We start from the raw sequence: 15,780 nt of genomic DNA, 5'->3' as shown, positions 1-15,780 counted from the left end.
GAGGGTGTTGCAAAACTCATAAATATCCAAAAATGAATGCATAAAGAAACCCGTTTTCCTGGAAGAATGATAGTATCCTAAAACTATCTCCAGAAAGGACGGATTTACTAGTATGATAACCAATTTTGATCAAAATCAATCCATTTTACAAATTTTATTTGCCTACGTAGACAGTTTAACCATTGGAGGCGTTCCGCCTATGACAGGCCGCCCACCCATCTGTAGAAAAGCTTTACTCAAATGTTTTTTTATAAAAACGGTATTCCAGATCAATTCATTACGTAAGTTAACTCGTTTTTTACATCAATATCCTTCATTTCGTGTATCTTGTGGCCTTTCGCTTGTTCCTCATATATCTACTTTTTCACGTGTAGGCACTTGGTTTCGCAACGAAGAAATTCCGTTGCTTCATAAACAAATTCTTCAAGAAAAGAATTTAGGGTTAATTCCGTGCGTTTTAATTGATAGTACAGCCTTACGGAGTAGTTTATATGATTCTCAAGCGAAATGGGGAAAATCTACTCGCTATGGTTGGTATAAGGGATATAAAACTCATGTCTGTTCTACACCAGAAGGTGTTATATTGTCGTATGCATTTACAACCGCAAATGTACATGATAGTAAAATAGCTCCTGCATTGCTTCGGGATATACAAAACCAAAATGTGTTATTTTCCGTTGCAGATGCCGCTTATGATAGTCAGCACATTCATGAAATTGCCGGAGCATGTGATATCTTTGCGATCAATCCAATTAACCCGCGTAATAGCGGACCAATCAAAAGTACACATCGTCGTGTAGTGTCTCATTTTCTACAAACTACCTTTGGCAAACAGTTGATGAAAGAGCGTGGAAAAATTGAACAACAGTTTAGTCATCTCAAAGATAAAGGGCTGGAACAGCCACGTTGGTATGGTCAAAATCGCTATCTATTGCATGTTCAGCTAGTTTTTCTGATTCATAACATTGCATATTTATTTTAGTTTTGCAACACCCTCTACATAAGTAAGCACCTAATGTAATCCGTGATGGACAAGCGATTGTCGCTACTGATGATGCAGTGTTTTGAAGGGTTGTGACATATTGCCACGGGAGTGCTACGTTTTGTGCGGTTTGCATTTGGAGTTTTATAAACATTGCATTTGATCCTGCGTTACTACCTGTTAAAAATCCACCAATAGCGCCAATAAACGGAGCAACGAAAACGAAAAAGGTTCCAAATGTATCACCAGCTGTCTTTGCGAGTAATGAATGCATGCCTGATGCACCCATGAGTTCTGAAATGGCGATAAACATTGTCGTCGTAATCGCAAAAGGAATCCATTGTTTAATCGTTTGTGAGAGTGATTGTTTAATAATATTAGACGGGATGCGGAAGAAAATAATAGTAAATAAGCAAGTCATACCGAGCCAAAATCCTGGTGAATACAGCATTTCTAATTTGTAAGAGTATGATTTCAAATCAAGGACTGCATATGATCTGAACAAGTCATGTAATGCAGGAACGAGGCGAGAAAGTAAAATACAAACTGTTAGAAATATATAAGGGCTAATAATTTTTAGAATAGATACTTCTCTTTCCGTTGCCGCAGCATGTTCTGTCATTAGATTTTGCTCACTTTTTCCTTTTACTTTAATCATAAGAAAGCCAAATGTAATCGTAACGATAGAACTTAATATACCTGCTAGTTCCACGCTTACGTATGCGTTAGAAAGATAGATTCCGAGAGAAAATAATAGAAAGAAACCGAATCCTTCCTTCCACTTTTCAATAACTGCCTGCCAACCGCCAACAACATGTAAAGAAAGAATGACGAAATAAGCAAACATCGGGATACTTAATAGCGCTGTATTTGTACCAAGTATTGTAAGCGGCATATTGATAAGCTGGGAACCGATAATCGTACCCGTTGCCATTGCCCCCATGAACTAGCTAATAAGCCGATAAATGAGAGCAGTACAGCTTGGAATGGTTTATAACCTAATGAAAGAAAAATAGGTGCTGCAACCATGAAGCCAATACCGAATCCACTTACCGATTCAATTAGTGGGCAAATACCAAAGCACATAAGCAGCATTTGTAATAAGCGATCCTGAGTAACTGCTTCTAGAAAACGTGCTACTTGATCGATGTACCCCATTTTGTTCATGAGGTGAAATAAAAAAATACCGAAAAATAAAACGTACCCGACAATAAAACAAATTAACCATCCTTTAATCGTTGCGTGCACAGTTTCACTTATCCCTAATTGAAACGTTGGCGAGAGTAAAACGATTCCAACAGACACAGCATAAGAAATTAACGAGGACCTTAATGACGTTTGTTTAAATAAAAATAAACAAATGAAAATCATCATAATTGGGATAAGTGCCAACAATATGGCCATGTTATCATCTCATTTCTTTTAAAATACAATTTTTAACTATTATATAACAGATGCTATAATTTTCAATTGTTTTTACAACAGATTCAAAAAAGGAACCAAACGGCTCCTTTTCATTCACTCCCATTTTCTATTATCCTGAAAAACTGTCTGCTTTCCGACTATTTCTTTCAACACAACAAACACAATGTAAGTACATATTGCTTGCAATATAATATTCCAAAATTTCATTAATGTAAATGAATGAATCCGTAGAAATAATTCGTTTAATAATACAATCGAAACGATACTAAATAATTCTATACTAATCGAAAATAGACATATTTCTAAAATAGACTGTTCTTGAATGCGATTTAAGTTAGAAAAGATGAATACATACCCTAAAAATAGAGCCATTAACTCTATTTTCGTCATGCTAATAAGCCAAGCGTATAATGGTACAGTTAAAAATAGATATAGTAATTTACGTCTTAGCATGCCTTCTCCTCCTCTGAATTATATGTATTTTCTGTATATTTTAACATTTATTACGCAAAACAAAAAGAAGAGACTACGCCTCTTCTTTTTGTTTTGTTGCATATATTAATTCACATATTTCTTCTCGCTTTTCATTTTCTAAAAGCTCAATGACCTTACTTCCAACGACAACTCCGTCGCATATTGTAACCATTTCTTCTACATGTTCTTTTGTTGAGATGCCGAATCCAGCGACTACTGGTAAGTTGACGTGTGATTTTACTTTTTCTAAGTAACTATGAATCTCCTCTTTAAAGTTTTGACGTACTCCCGTTACGCCCGCTACTGTAACAGCATAAACGAACCCTTCTGATTCACTCGTAATTTTTTCAATTCTTTCAATAGGACTCGTTACGGTAACGAGTGGAATGAGCGCAATGTTTACCTCTCGAAGTAACGACGCAATAATATTTTGTTCTTCATACGGTAAGTCTGGAACGATGATGCCGTCTACACCTGCTTCTATACAGTTCTCAATGAATCTCTCTTTTCCGAATGCAAGTACCGGATTTAAATATGTCATGAGTACAAACGGAATTTGCACTTCTTTCCTTACCTCTATTAATGCTTGAAAAATACCTTTTACTGTTACGCCGCTATCTAGCGCTCGTTTCCCTGCTCTTTGAATCGTTGGACCGTCTGCGACTGGATCCGAAAAAGGAATGCCGATTTCAACGATGCTCGCTCCTACTTCATCAAGAAAACGAATTCTTTCTTTTAATTTTTCAAAGCCGCCATCTCCGCCCATTACGTACGGAATAAATGCTTTCTTTCCATTTTCAAACGCTGCTTTAATTTTTTCTACTCCCATTTTTTACACCTCTTCCATATAACGTTTTATACTCTCTACATCTTTATCACCGCGGCCAGATAAACAAATGACAAGCCCTTCATCTTTCTTCATTTGCGGCGCTAATTTTAATGCGTATGCGACAGCATGCGAGCTTTCTAACGCCGGGATAATGCCTTCTTTTTTCGTTAATAATTGAAATGCTTCTAATGCTTCTTCGTCTGTTATCGAATGATAAGAAACGCGGCCAATATCTTTTAGCAAGCTATGTTCTGGACCAACACCTGGATAATCAAGTCCTGCTGAAATAGAGTGTGCTTCTTGAATTTGTCCTTCTTCGTTTTGCAGAAGATACATCATTGATCCGTGGAGAACGCCAACGCTTCCTTTCGTTAAAGTTGCTGCATGCTTTTCTGTATGAACGCCTTTTCCAGCTGCTTCTACGCCGTAAAGAGCAACTTCTTCATCATGTACAAATGGATAAAACATTCCCATCGCATTACTGCCACCGCCAATACAAGCAACGACTGCTTCTGGTAACTTTCCTTCTAACGCCTCATATTGTTTTTTCGTTTCATTTCCAATTACACTTTGGAAATCACGTACAATTTGCGGGAATGGATGTGGTCCGAGAACAGATCCCATAATGTAGTGCGTATCATGCACATGTGAAACCCAGTAACGAAGCGCCTCGTTTACCGCATCTTTTAATGTACCACTACCTGCCGCTACACTTTCTACTTTCGCTCCGAGTAATTCCATTCGGAACACATTTAATTTTTGACGTCTTACATCTTCTTCTCCCATAAAAATGACGCATTCTAATCCGAGAAGAGCACATACAGTAGCTGTTGCAACTCCGTGTTGTCCAGCTCCTGTTTCAGCGACAACTTTTTTCTTGCCCATTCGCACTGCAAGTAGTGCCTGACCGATTGTATTGTTAATTTTATGAGCTCCTGTATGGTTCAAATCTTCACGTTTTAAATAAATCTTTGCACCTCCGCAATACTTCGTCAGATTTTCAGCGAAATAAAGCGGTGTTTCTCTTCCGACGTACGTTTTTAAATAATGATTTAATTCCTTTTGAAATGCTTCATCTTGCATCGCTTCTTTATATGCTTCTTCTAGTTCTAGTACAGATTGCATTAACGTTTCTGGAACGTATCGTCCTCCGTATATACCGTAATGTCCTTTTTCATCTGGATATGCGTAGTTCATTTGGAACACTCCTTCGCTTTTATAATAAATTGTTTTATTTTCTCTACATCTTTCTTTCCTTCTGTCTCTACTCCGCTGCTCACATCGACCATGTATGGCCGAACAGTTCGAATTGCTTCTTCTATATTAAGAGAGTTTAATCCACCAGCTAATATCGTTTTCTTTCGCAATTCTTTTGGCATATGCCCAAGTAGTTCCCATGAAAATGTCTTTCCATTTCCTCCATGAAACTTTTCTTTCGGGCTATCAAATAATATATAATCCGTTTCATACCTTTGAGCGTTTTTCATATCCCTCTCTGAAGTTACTCCTAGCGACTTTATACACAGAATATTCAATCTTCTAATTTGGTAATTGTCTTCATCCCCATGTAGTTGTACATGTGTTAACCCACACTCATCTGCAATTTTCTGGATCACTTCTACTGATTCATTTACGAAAACACCGATTTTTAACACGTTGGCTGGAAGCTCCTGAATGATTTCTTTCGCTCTCTTTGGAGTGATTTTCCGTTTACTTTCTGCAAAAACAAATCCGAGTGCATCTGCGCCGTATTCGCACGCACTTTTCGCTGTTTCCACATCAGTGATGCCGCAAATTTTCACTTTCATATATTCACCTTACAATCTTCAAAAAAACTACTAATAGAAGATGATGTCATAAGCGCCTCTCCAACTAATACACCTTTGGCCCCAGCTCTTTTAACACGAATAATATCTTCTTTTGAATGAATGCCACTTTCACTAATCCAAAGTAGTTTCTCCTCATTCAATCTTTTTCCAAGCTTTTCCGTTTGGCTTAAATCTACTTCGAACGTTTTTAAATTACGATTATTAATGCCAATAACGTGCGGATTTAATACAATCGCAGTTTCTAATTCCTGTTCATCATGAACTTCAACAATCACTTCCAATCCTTTTTCTAACACGTAGCTATACAACTCTTTTAACTTCTCTTTCGTTAACGCTGCTACAATTAGTAAAATAATATCTGCTCCCGCTTCATATGCTCTATCAATTTGAATCTTATCGATTATGAAATCTTTACATAAAAGCGGAATGTTACTTTCTTCTCTTGCTGTTTGTAAATCGTGAAACGACCCTTTAAAAAATTGACCATCTGTTAAAACAGATACTGCTCCTGCACCACATTTCTCATATGTTCCCACTTGTTTTCGTACGTCAACGTGTAAATTGATATCTCCTTTTGATGGTGATGCTCGCTTTACTTCTGCAATGACAGTAAACTGCTGTAACGCTTCTACAAGTGAATGTGTCTTTCTTTTTGTTTTTACTGGTGTATATATTTCATACAACTCCGCAACTTCCCTTTGCTTCTGTTCTACAATTTCATCTAAAATCGTCCCCACTTTAGTTCACCCTTTCTAATTTTTCATTGCTTGCTGCAATTAATAAGTTTAATTTGGTTAATGCTTTTCCAGAGTCAATGCTATGTGCCGCGAGTTTAATTCCTTCTTCAATCGTTTCCGTTTTTCCATTTGCGAAAAGAGCTAGACCTGCATTTAATAAAACTGTATCACGATAAACACTCTTTTCTCCGCTCAATACTTCAAGCGTAATCTTTGCATTTTCTTTTGAATTCCCCCCTCTAATTTCTTCATTTTTCACTCTTGAAAAACCATACTTTTCTGGATCAATACTCATTTCTACTATTTCATTATCTTTTAAAAGGACTACGTGATTTTCCCCTTGTAATGACGCTTCATCTAAAAAACCACTTCCATTTACGACAAGCGCTTGTTTCCGGCCTAACTTTTGTAATACTTCTGCAACTGGTAATAACATATCTCGTTTATAAATACCGACAAATTGTGTTTCTAAATTCACTGGATTTGTTAAAGGACCAATTAAATTAAAGATCGTCGGCACGTTTAACTCTTTTCTTATTTTCATAATGCGCCTTAGTGCTGGATGCATCACTGGTGCAAATAAAAATGCAATGCCCACATGCTCTAGTAAATAATCAATTTCGTTTGGCGTACTACTAATATTTACACCTAGTTCTTCTAATAAGTCTGCACTTCCTGTTTTACTAGAAACAGCACGATTACCATGTTTTGCAACCTTTACACCTGCTCCTGCCAGTACGAATGCTGATGTTGTGCTAATATTAAACGTTTGAGCACCGTCACCACCCGTCCCGCAATTGTCCATTGCTCCTTGTATATGGTTCGAAAACGGCAATGCCTTTTCGCGAAGAGCTCGAACGAGACCGTATATTTCTTCTGCAGTTTCACCTTTCGCTTTCAGTAAGACTAAGAAAGCTGCAATTTCACTTTCTAATATGTTTTCACTTAATAAAAGTAGTCCTGCTTTATACATTTCCTCTTCTGTTAAATGTTGACCCTCCACTAATTTACGAAGATAGTTATTCATACTCTTTCCTCCTCTTTTATTTCTGTTAAAAAGGCACGTATTAACTTTCCGCCTTCTTCTGTTGCGATTGATTCTGGATGAAACTGTAATCCGAAGAGCGGATAATAATTGTGACGGACTGCCATTATCTCTCCGTCGTCCATCGCTGTCGCTAATATGTCAAAACACTCTGGCAAGCTCGTTTGCTCTGCAACAAGGGAATGATAGCGCATTGCCGTTAGCGGCTGGGTAGCGTATGAAAAGATTGACGTTCCGTTATGTTTCACACGCGATGTTTTTCCATGTTTAATACATTCTGCTCTAACAATGTCTCCTCCAAATGCAGCTATGATCGCTTGGTGGCCAAGACAAATCCCTAATATGGGAACGTTCTTATAAAAATGACGGATGACGTCGATACAAATGCCAGCATCCTCTGGTTTTCCTGGTCCTGGTGAAAGTACAATTCCTCTTGGATTCACCTCTTCTAACTGTTCTATCGTTATTTCATCATTTCTTACAACTACAATTTCTTCTTCATGTTCGCCTAACAGTTGATACAAGTTATATGTGAACGAATCGTAATTATCGATAAGTACAATCATTTCATTACCTCCAAAAGCGCTCTCGCTTTATTTAATGTTTCTTCATATTCAGCTACTGGATCTGAATCGTAAACGACTCCTGCTCCTGCCTGAACATATGCTTTTTCATCCTTTACGACCATCGTTCGAATGGCGAGCGCCATATCAAGATTTCCTGAAAAACTAACGTATCCAACTGCACCAGCGTATACATTTCTTTTTTCATTTTCTAGTTCATTTATAATTTCCATCGCTCTAATTTTCGGAGCTCCAGAAACCGTCCCTGCTGGTAAGCAATACGCTAACGCATCAAATCCGCCCATTTGTTTTTGCAATGTTCCGTAAACTTCGGATACAATGTGCATAACGTGAGAATATTTTTCTACTTTCATATATTTATCTATCGTAACCGAGCCGATTTCACTCACTCTACCAATATCGTTTCGCCCAAGATCTACAAGCATCATATGCTCTGCTCGCTCTTTCTCATTGCCTAACAGTTCTTTTGCGATTTCCTCATCTTCCCTCTTCGTTTTCCCCCTCGGCCTTGTACCAGCAATTGGATTCGTCATCACTTTATCCTCCCTTACTGATAGTAAACTTTCCGGCGAGGAACCGAGTACAACATAATCTTGAAAATCGATATAGAACATATATGGTGATGGATTTGCAATTCGAAGTTTTCGATATAACGCGAATGGATCACCAATACATTCACTTTGTAAACGCTGTGACAGTACAACTTGGAATATGTCTCCCGCTCTTATATATTCTTTCGCCATTTCTACCATCTCACAAAACTCTTTTTCCGTTATAGAAGAAGTGAATGATAATGGGGATTGTATTGTATTTACTTCAGCTTCTTCTCCTTGTAGCACTTCCTCTTTGTATACTCGTAGCCTTTCGTATACTTCTTCATAATCTGCTGAATCATCTTGCCTGCATACATATACAAACGACAAATTTTGGCGTAAATGATCGTAAACGATAAACTCACGATATAGTAAAAGGTGTACTTCCGGAATATTTAATGGGTCGTGTAAATCCGCTCCAATGTTTTCATACTGCCGAATGACGTCATATCCAATATAACCAACTGCTCCCCCGCAAAATGGAAACGGACTCTCTACTTGAGCTGACGCGATCACTTCTTCTAACACTTGAAGTACGTTACTTTGCAACTTTTCTGACCGGCCGTAAATCGTTCGTTCCACTTCCGTACCAACGCTTTTCACTTCTCCATAAGGATTACATCCTAAGTAAGAATAACGCCCTTTATCTTGATGAAGCTGTGAACTTTCTAATAAGAATTTCTTCTTCCCTTTCATACGTCTATATAAAGAAATTGGCGTAATGCTATCTCCTTCTTCTTCAGTGATTACTAAAAATGTCTTTCTCTCTCTTTTTTGTTTTATAAATTCTTCTTTCGTCATCATGTCCTTCACCTCGCCCTGAAAAATAAAAAAGTCCTCTACATATCGAAAATATGTAGAGGACGATAAATATACCGCGGTACCACCTCGTGTTGGATGCAAAAGCATCCCGCTTTGTTCAGGTACAAAATTTATACCTTATCCTTGTAACGGCGGAACCCGGGTTGCCTACTGAAAATAATTGTTCAGCATACCTCTCGTAAGCCCATTCCGTATATGGCACCGTACCGGGCTCCCACCTATTCCCGGCTCTCTGTAACGTCTCCAATATACGTACTCTTCTTACTTAAACGATTTCACTTATTTAATTTTTTATACACAAAAAGGGAGTACTCATCCTATAGAAAGGACGGGTACTCCCGTGGTGCCACCTTAATTCGTTACAACTGTAACGCACTTTACCGTATCAAAAACAATACGTGTCTCTTGTATCGATGAGATCATGTCGCCAAAGCCTACTTCTTTCGTTTCGGTTTGGAAGCTCCGAAGCCCATTCCACATCAATTCCATACTGATTCGCACCAACCATCAGCTCTCTGACATGTTCATCATGTGTACTCTTCTTCATCAACGCTTGCATTTTTTTAAGTTGCACTCATTATAGACCTAACTTTTTTCACAAGTCAATACTTTTCCAAAAATTTTATTTTTCTTTCCTTTCAATATTATATTGACAAAACAACCTCTTTTTATGTAAATATAATAAATACTCTATTAAAAATAAGGTTTTTTGTATGAATATTATATATTAAAAAAGTAAAATGACATCAAAAAACGCTTACATTTCTGAAAATTCGTATTTCTATATGGATTTTTCAGAATAATCATGATAGATTATAAAGTGAAACTTTAATCAGTGAGGGTTTTGTTCTCCCCACTGATTATTAGTTGAACCAATCGGGCATAAACGGGCAGTTGATCTCCCACCTAATTTCCTTGCCCAGCCAATTTTAAGGTGGGAGTTTTACTGCCCGTTTATGCGGGATAAATATGCATAACGCATCAAAAGACATGACAAAAGGAAGGGGAACTACATGAGTACGCAGATGTTAACTTTAACTTCTATCTCAATTTACATGCTCGGGATGTTAGTCATTGGCTATTTCGCCTATAAACGAACGTCCAACTTAACAGATTATATGCTTGGCGGGCGTACACTAGGCCCCGCAGTAACAGCATTAAGTGCTGGAGCATCCGATATGAGTGGTTGGCTTTTAATGGGGTTACCCGGTGCAATGTTTAGCGTTGGATTAAGTAGTAGTTGGATTGCGATCGGCCTAACACTAGGCGCATACGCAAACTGGCTTTATGTCGCTCCTCGCTTACGTACCTACTCAGAAATTGCAAATAACTCTATTACTATCCCAGAATTTTTGGAACACCGTTTCCACGACAAATCTCATATGCTACGTTTAGTATCTGGACTTGTTATTATGATTTTCTTTACTTTCTATGTAGCTTCAGGATTAGTTTCAGGCGCTGTATTATTTGAAAATTCATTTGGCATGAACTATCATGTTGGATTATTCATTGTAGCTGGCGTTGTTGTCGCTTACACATTATTTGGTGGTTTCTTAGCAGTAAGTTGGACAGACTTCGTGCAAGGAATCATTATGGTAGTTGCTCTTATTCTTGTTCCTATCGTAACAATTATGAATTCGAATGGACTTGGACCTGCATTTGATACAATCCGCTCTGTAGATCCAACACGTTTAGATATTTTTAAAGGGGCCTCTACTTTAGGAATGATTTCTTTATTCGCATGGGGGCTTGGTTATGTTGGACAACCTCATATTATCGTACGCTTTATGGCGATTTCGTCCGTAAAAGAACTGAAAAGCGCACGAAGAATTGGTATGAGCTGGATGATTTTCTCTGTTGTCGGAGCTATGTTTACTGGTCTTATCGGTATTGCTTACTATTCACAACAAGAGTTAACATTATCTAACCCAGAAACAATTTTCCTTGAACTTGGGAAAATTTTATTCCATCCACTTATTACTGGATTTTTATTAGCAGCCATTCTAGCAGCGATTATGAGTACAATTTCATCACAGCTACTCGTTACTTCTAGTGCTGTAACGGAAGATTTATATCGTACATTCTTCAAACGTTCTGCATCTGATAAAGAACTTGTATTTGTCGGTCGTATGGCTGTACTTGTTATTGCATTAGTTGGGTGCGCATTAGCGTTTAAACAAAATGATACGATTTTAGCTCTTGTTGGATACGCTTGGGCTGGATTTGGTTCTTCATTCGGACCTGCTATTTTATTAAGCTTATATTGGAAACGTATGACGAAGTGGGGCGCACTTGCCGGTATGATTTCTGGTGCCGCTACTGTTATTATATGGACTCAATTCAAATTCTTAAAAGATTTCTTATATGAAATGATTCCAGGTTTCGCTATTAGTTTACTAGCCATCGTAATTGTTAGTTTACTAACACAACCTTCAAAAGAAGTTAAAGAGCAATTTGAGGATTTCGAAAAACAACATCGTCATAATTTATAAAAAAATCTCTGCTGTTATCATAACAGCAGAGATTTTTTACAGTTCGACAATCTTCTTATCAAATTTAACAAATTCTTTATGTTTCGTTAAATTTAACATAACACTACTCCTTTATAGTATGAGTATCAGCACTTATACAGAAAGGGGACTCCAACATGTTAGCAGCTTTCCAGCAACAACAAACACGAAAATTTTCACCTATCACAAATACTTCTGCGTCTTGTTTAAACATGCAACCTAACCCACCTAAAATTTCAATTGCTCCTTCTGTTATTTCAGTCATCGGTGTTCATATGGAAAAACATAAATTAAAAATAAAAACAGGACAAAACATTGTGTTATCAGCTTCCATTTTACCAATACAAGCAACGAATAAAGAGCTTATTTGGTCAAATATGAATTCTGATATCATCACCATATATCCAAAAGGTGACACCGTGACGATTACTGGAAAAAGTGCAGGTAAAGCAGTCGTAATTGTCACAACTGCTGAAGGCAAATTTCGTGACCTATGTGTCATTCATGTACAACCTTATATGACAAATCCAAAGTAAAAGAGTGGCTTCATAGCCACTCTTTTACTTGATTTCAATATTTGAGTTTTTACTTTTTACAAGGTTAATAAAAAACTTGGATATAACCATACATCTTTTTTTGATGGAAATTCCACTAAACTTTCCCTCTCTTGATTTAAGTCAATGAATCTCCTCCTCTTCCCTATTACAATGAAAACAATATTAGAAAAGGAGGACGTATTATGACTGAACGAAAGTACGCCTTATTTGCTAGCACATCTCTTCTTGTTATGGCATTCATTGCATTTTTTTCTTACGGTTTTGTTCATGGAAATCTCGTTATACAAGGAGATGCGAGTACAACATTCCATAATATCCAAACTTCAAATTCACTTTTCAAAGCGGAAGTTTTTGGGTGGATTATCATTTTTATCACTGATATTGTCGCCGCGTGGGCTCTTTATTTCTTTCTAAAACCAATTCATACTAGCCTCTCATTACTAGCCGCTTTACTTCGTCTTATGTATACAGCTATACTTGGGATTGCTATATTCAATCTAATATTGGCATTATTGCTTTCAAAAAATACAATTGCAAATCCAGAAACATATACAATGTTGTTTCTCAGTGCATTCGAATACATTTGGTCTGTAGGACTGATCATTTTTGGATTGCATCTTTTCGTTTTAGGCTATGTAGCTTTTCTCTCTAAACAGATACCAAAGTTTATTAGTATACTGCTGTTCATTGCTGCTACCGGTTATATGCTAATTCACGTCATGAATACAATGTTTACACAATACGATACAATGATTTCAATCATACAATCACTATTCCAATTACCTATGATTGCAGGTGAATTAGGACTTGCGATATGGCTATTATTGAAAGGTGGTAAACACTCTAATTAAGCCGTTTCTTAATTCTACTTAATGATTCTGGTGTCATGCCAAGATAGCTTGCTAGCTGATATTGTGGAACGCGATGAATTAAATACGGGCGTTTTCGTAACAATGTTTTATATCGCTCTTCTGGTGTCGATGAGATAAATACAGCAAGTTCATCTTGTACTTCACCGAAATTGTACTCGATCATTTTACGCGTCATTTCTTCTAATTGTGAATACTTATTATACATGTCCTTTTCACTATGTAGATCACCAACAACTACAGTACAATCTTCTAAACACGTTAACGTATATGATGAAGATTTATCTTGTTTATGATGGTTGAAATTCGAAATTGCCTGTTCTTCTGTATAAAAATTTGATGTAACTTCTTTCCCTGCTTCATCTATACTATGTTGCCTAACGCATCCTTTTAATACAAAATAACATTTTAACGGAACATTTCCTTGTCTTAGGAGCACTGTTCCTTTTTTATATTCTTCAATTTGTAATTCACTGAGGATCATTTGCTGCTCTTCTTCACTTAGTGTTGTAAATCCATTCATATACTTCTTTAATATCTCTTCCATTTTCCTCCCCCTTCTACACCCGTATTTCTATAAAACAAAAAGAGAAGTATCACAACTTCTCTTTTCTCCCCTAACACTATAATTCCTGTGTATACACCGGCTCGTTTACGACATTTTTTGCTGTTCGCTTTTGTTGCTGTAGTAAGAAAACAGATACACCAAACAATACGAGCATGCTACCGATAATTTGCATTGCATTTAATTTTTCTCCAAGTAAGAAGAACGCAAGTATAGATGCTCCAACAGGTTCTCCTAAAATACTCATTGAAATTGTCGTTGCATTTACATAATTTAATAGCCAGTTATTAATTACATGTGACACTGTCGGCACAACCGCAAGTAAAAGAAAAACAGTCCAATCCCACTTCGTATAACCTGTAAAGGGTACTTGTAATATGACATTATAAATCCCCATAAAAAGACCTGCGAACGCAAAGACTGTAAAGCTATAAATCCAGTGCGATACTTTCTTCACTGTCGTTTGCCCGATAAATAAATAACCGACAACCGCTATTACACTTAGAAAGGATAATATGTCACCATAAATTGCTTGCTTACTTAAACCTAAATCTCCCCAACCAATGCACATTACTCCTAAAATAGCGATTCCCATCGTTGCAATGGCTGAATATGTTGTTCTTTCTTTAAATAGAAAAAAACCTCCAACTAAAGATACGATTGGTTGAAGCGCCAAAATAATTGTTGAACTAGCAACTGTTGTATGCTTTAAAGATTCAAACCATAAAAGAAAATGAAGTGCTAAAAAGAAACCAGATCCAATTAAAAAGCCCCAATCTTTCATTTGAATCCTATTAAATTCCTCTCTTTTTTTCCATACGATAGGCAGCATAATAAGTACGATAATCCATAAGCGGTACATACTTAATATTGAAGATGGTGCTGAGGACATCTTTACAAAAACTGCTGCAAAGGAAATGGCAATTATAGAAATAGCCAATGGTAGTGCGATTGATTTTTCTTGTTTCAAATCCTGTCTCCCCTCTCACCTGTCAAAAATCCCACTTCATTATATCCGTTTTCTTTCGTAACTTAAATACTAATTTTTTAGATTCTTCGTACCATTATGGTAAAATAGAAATTAAGGCACCAATTAGTGAATATTTCTTTCCTTTTCACTACAAGCGTCGCTCTTACAATCGTTACAGTAAATTTTTATTTAGGGGGATCTACATGAGTCAAACAATAGGGAGAATTGAAGAAATTTCATTTTATAGCGCATCACTTCAAGAAGATGTTACACTTCTCGTTTATTTACCAGTAAATTACACACCACTGCACAAACATACAGTTGTAATTGCACAAGATGGTAGAGATTATTTTCAGCTCGGTAAAGCGCACCGTGTAATTGAGCGCCTTCGTGAAACCGAAGAAATTGACCGTACAATTATTGTCGGTATTCCATATAAAAATGTACATGATCGTAAAGAAAAATATTTCCCAAATGAAGTGAAAAATGCTGCATATATTCGTTTCCTTGCTCATGAACTTGCACCATATATTGATGAAAATTATCCAACGTATCAAATGGGAAAAGGTCGTGTTTTAATTGGTGATTCTCTTGGCGGAACAGTTTCCTTTATGACTGCACTTATGTATCCGCATACATTCGGTAAAGTCGTTATGCAATCACCATTTGTAGATGAGACAGTGATGAACTTAGCAAAAGAATTCAAAGATCCACAGGCGTTAGAACTGTATCACGTCATCGGTACAGAAGAAACGGCTGTAAAGCGTACTGATGGACAAGTATCTGATTTCGTAGGGCCGAACCGTGAGTTAAATACGCTTCTTACAGATAGAAACTTCATCACGCATTACGAGGAATTTGGAGGCAATCATACTTGGAAATATTGGCAGACTGATTTACCGAAAGCCTTCTCTCATATTCTATCAATGAAATAATAGAGAGCAGTATTCAGAATAATTTGATATAATAGATAAAGAGATTTATTTATC

The 15,780-nt window shown here is 36.9% G+C and carries 15 protein-coding genes, 1 pseudogene and 2 other annotated features; of the genes and pseudogenes, 5 read left to right on the top strand and 11 right to left on the bottom strand.

The genetic code is table 11. The annotated features are described in order from the left end of the window. The first annotated feature begins 112 nt into the window (after positions 1 to 112). On the top strand, positions 113 to 982 hold the full coding sequence (locus V6946_RS06700; protein ID WP_023520903.1) for an ISNCY family transposase: 870 nt from the start codon (positions 113 to 115) through the stop codon (positions 980 to 982). 16 nt (positions 983 to 998) lie between these two features. Here V6946_RS06700 and V6946_RS06695 read toward each other — a convergent pair. From V6946_RS06695 to trpE, 9 genes and pseudogenes are all read right to left on the bottom strand, one after another. Beyond that, positions 999 to 2,386 (bottom strand): annotated as a pseudogene (locus tag V6946_RS06695) (L-lactate permease); the annotation flags it as partial. 114 nt (positions 2,387 to 2,500) lie between these two features. Beyond that, positions 2,501 to 2,860, bottom strand: a complete 360-nt coding sequence (locus V6946_RS06690; protein ID WP_000946131.1) for a DUF4029 domain-containing protein — start codon at positions 2,858 to 2,860, stop codon at positions 2,501 to 2,503. A gap of 73 nt (positions 2,861 to 2,933) precedes the next feature. Next, positions 2,934 to 3,710 carry a tryptophan synthase subunit alpha gene (gene trpA / locus V6946_RS06685; RefSeq protein ID WP_006916778.1) on the bottom strand — a complete coding sequence of 259 codons (777 nt, stop codon included), beginning with the start codon at positions 3,708 to 3,710 and terminating at the stop codon, positions 2,934 to 2,936. Between the two features lie 3 nt (positions 3,711 to 3,713). After that, complete coding sequence (trpB, locus tag V6946_RS06680; protein ID WP_001105016.1) at positions 3,714 to 4,907, bottom strand: tryptophan synthase subunit beta; 1,194 nt, start codon at positions 4,905 to 4,907, stop codon at positions 3,714 to 3,716. Beyond that, positions 4,904 to 5,518, bottom strand: a complete 615-nt coding sequence (locus V6946_RS06675; RefSeq protein ID WP_006916779.1) for a phosphoribosylanthranilate isomerase — start codon at positions 5,516 to 5,518, stop codon at positions 4,904 to 4,906. Before V6946_RS06675 ends, trpB begins: the two co-directional genes overlap by 4 nt. After that, positions 5,515 to 6,276 carry an indole-3-glycerol phosphate synthase TrpC gene (gene trpC / locus V6946_RS06670; RefSeq protein ID WP_000536679.1) on the bottom strand — a complete coding sequence of 254 codons (762 nt, stop codon included), beginning with the start codon at positions 6,274 to 6,276 and terminating at the stop codon, positions 5,515 to 5,517. Before trpC ends, V6946_RS06675 begins: the two co-directional genes overlap by 4 nt. 1 nt (position 6,277) lies before the next feature. Then, the gene (trpD, locus tag V6946_RS06665; RefSeq protein WP_001067365.1) at positions 6,278 to 7,303 is read right to left on the bottom strand and encodes an anthranilate phosphoribosyltransferase; all 1,026 of its coding nucleotides are present in this window, start codon (positions 7,301 to 7,303) and stop codon (positions 6,278 to 6,280) included. Then, the gene (locus V6946_RS06660; RefSeq protein ID WP_000636322.1) at positions 7,300 to 7,887 is read right to left on the bottom strand and encodes an aminodeoxychorismate/anthranilate synthase component II; all 588 of its coding nucleotides are present in this window, start codon (positions 7,885 to 7,887) and stop codon (positions 7,300 to 7,302) included. Before V6946_RS06660 ends, trpD begins: the two co-directional genes overlap by 4 nt. Further along, positions 7,884 to 9,302, bottom strand: coding sequence for an anthranilate synthase component I (gene trpE, locus V6946_RS06655; RefSeq protein ID WP_006916781.1), 1,419 nt, complete (start codon positions 9,300 to 9,302; stop codon positions 7,884 to 7,886). Before trpE ends, V6946_RS06660 begins: the two co-directional genes overlap by 4 nt. Positions 9,303 to 9,354: 52 nt before the next feature. Continuing rightward, positions 9,355 to 9,599, bottom strand: a binding site (T-box leader). 42 nt (positions 9,600 to 9,641) lie between these two features. Then, positions 9,642 to 9,879, bottom strand: a binding site (T-box leader). 454 nt (positions 9,880 to 10,333) lie between these two features. On the opposite strand from trpE, the gene putP reads away from it, so the two are divergent. The 3 genes from putP to V6946_RS06640 all read left to right on the top strand — a co-directional run bounded on the left by putP (position 10,334) and on the right by V6946_RS06640 (position 13,238). Next, positions 10,334 to 11,812 carry a sodium/proline symporter PutP gene (gene putP, locus V6946_RS06650; RefSeq protein WP_000107211.1) on the top strand — a complete coding sequence of 493 codons (1,479 nt, stop codon included), beginning with the start codon at positions 10,334 to 10,336 and terminating at the stop codon, positions 11,810 to 11,812. 155 nt (positions 11,813 to 11,967) lie between these two features. Next, positions 11,968 to 12,366 carry an Ig-like domain-containing protein gene (locus V6946_RS06645; RefSeq protein WP_000878734.1) on the top strand — a complete coding sequence of 133 codons (399 nt, stop codon included), beginning with the start codon at positions 11,968 to 11,970 and terminating at the stop codon, positions 12,364 to 12,366. A 203-nt stretch (positions 12,367 to 12,569) separates the two neighbouring features. Beyond that, positions 12,570 to 13,238: a DUF4386 domain-containing protein gene (locus tag V6946_RS06640; RefSeq protein ID WP_006916783.1), complete on the top strand. Its 669-nt coding sequence runs from the start codon at positions 12,570 to 12,572 to the stop codon at positions 13,236 to 13,238. On the opposite strand, the gene V6946_RS06635 is transcribed toward V6946_RS06640, so the two are convergent. Continuing rightward, on the bottom strand, positions 13,231 to 13,803 hold the full coding sequence (locus V6946_RS06635) for a Crp/Fnr family transcriptional regulator (protein ID WP_000391237.1): 573 nt from the start codon (positions 13,801 to 13,803) through the stop codon (positions 13,231 to 13,233). The two genes, V6946_RS06640 and V6946_RS06635, sit on opposite strands and share 8 nt — an antisense overlap. Before the next feature lie 76 nt (positions 13,804 to 13,879). After that, entirely contained in the window at positions 13,880 to 14,791 is a 912-nt protein-coding gene (locus V6946_RS06630; protein ID WP_000806939.1) for a DMT family transporter, read from the bottom strand. Between the two features lie 203 nt (positions 14,792 to 14,994). Here V6946_RS06630 and V6946_RS06625 point away from each other — a divergent pair, with 203 nt between their 5' ends. Beyond that, positions 14,995 to 15,726: an esterase family protein gene (locus tag V6946_RS06625; RefSeq protein WP_000084014.1), complete on the top strand. Its 732-nt coding sequence runs from the start codon at positions 14,995 to 14,997 to the stop codon at positions 15,724 to 15,726. Positions 15,727 to 15,780 lie beyond the last annotated feature (54 nt).

Origin of the sequence: Bacillus sp. PPSBB_2, from assembly GCF_045291115.1 — a bacterium.
Taxonomy (GTDB): Bacteria; Bacillota; Bacilli; order Bacillales; family Bacillaceae_G; genus Bacillus_A; species Bacillus_A cereus.
Note: the sequence above shows the minus strand (reverse complement) of the source record. Positions and strands in the feature narration are given on the sequence as shown.

Coding starts and splice junctions, on each gene's coding strand:
- V6946_RS06700 (WP_023520903.1), top strand. CDS start 113: ATGATAACCAATTTTGATCAAAATCAATCCATTTTACAAATTTTATTT.
- V6946_RS06690 (WP_000946131.1), bottom strand. CDS start 2,860: ATGCTAAGACGTAAATTACTATATCTATTTTTAACTGTACCATTATAC.
- trpA (WP_006916778.1), bottom strand. CDS start 3,710: ATGGGAGTAGAAAAAATTAAAGCAGCGTTTGAAAATGGAAAGAAAGCA.
- trpB (WP_001105016.1), bottom strand. CDS start 4,907: ATGAACTACGCATATCCAGATGAAAAAGGACATTACGGTATATACGGA.
- V6946_RS06675 (WP_006916779.1), bottom strand. CDS start 5,518: ATGAAAGTGAAAATTTGCGGCATCACTGATGTGGAAACAGCGAAAAGT.
- trpD (WP_001067365.1), bottom strand. CDS start 7,303: ATGAATAACTATCTTCGTAAATTAGTGGAGGGTCAACATTTAACAGAA.
- V6946_RS06660 (WP_000636322.1), bottom strand. CDS start 7,887: ATGATTGTACTTATCGATAATTACGATTCGTTCACATATAACTTGTAT.
- trpE (WP_006916781.1), bottom strand. CDS start 9,302: ATGATGACGAAAGAAGAATTTATAAAACAAAAAAGAGAGAGAAAGACA.
- putP (WP_000107211.1), top strand. CDS start 10,334: ATGAGTACGCAGATGTTAACTTTAACTTCTATCTCAATTTACATGCTC.
- V6946_RS06645 (WP_000878734.1), top strand. CDS start 11,968: ATGTTAGCAGCTTTCCAGCAACAACAAACACGAAAATTTTCACCTATC.
- V6946_RS06640 (WP_006916783.1), top strand. CDS start 12,570: ATGACTGAACGAAAGTACGCCTTATTTGCTAGCACATCTCTTCTTGTT.
- V6946_RS06635 (WP_000391237.1), bottom strand. CDS start 13,803: ATGGAAGAGATATTAAAGAAGTATATGAATGGATTTACAACACTAAGT.
- V6946_RS06625 (WP_000084014.1), top strand. CDS start 14,995: ATGAGTCAAACAATAGGGAGAATTGAAGAAATTTCATTTTATAGCGCA.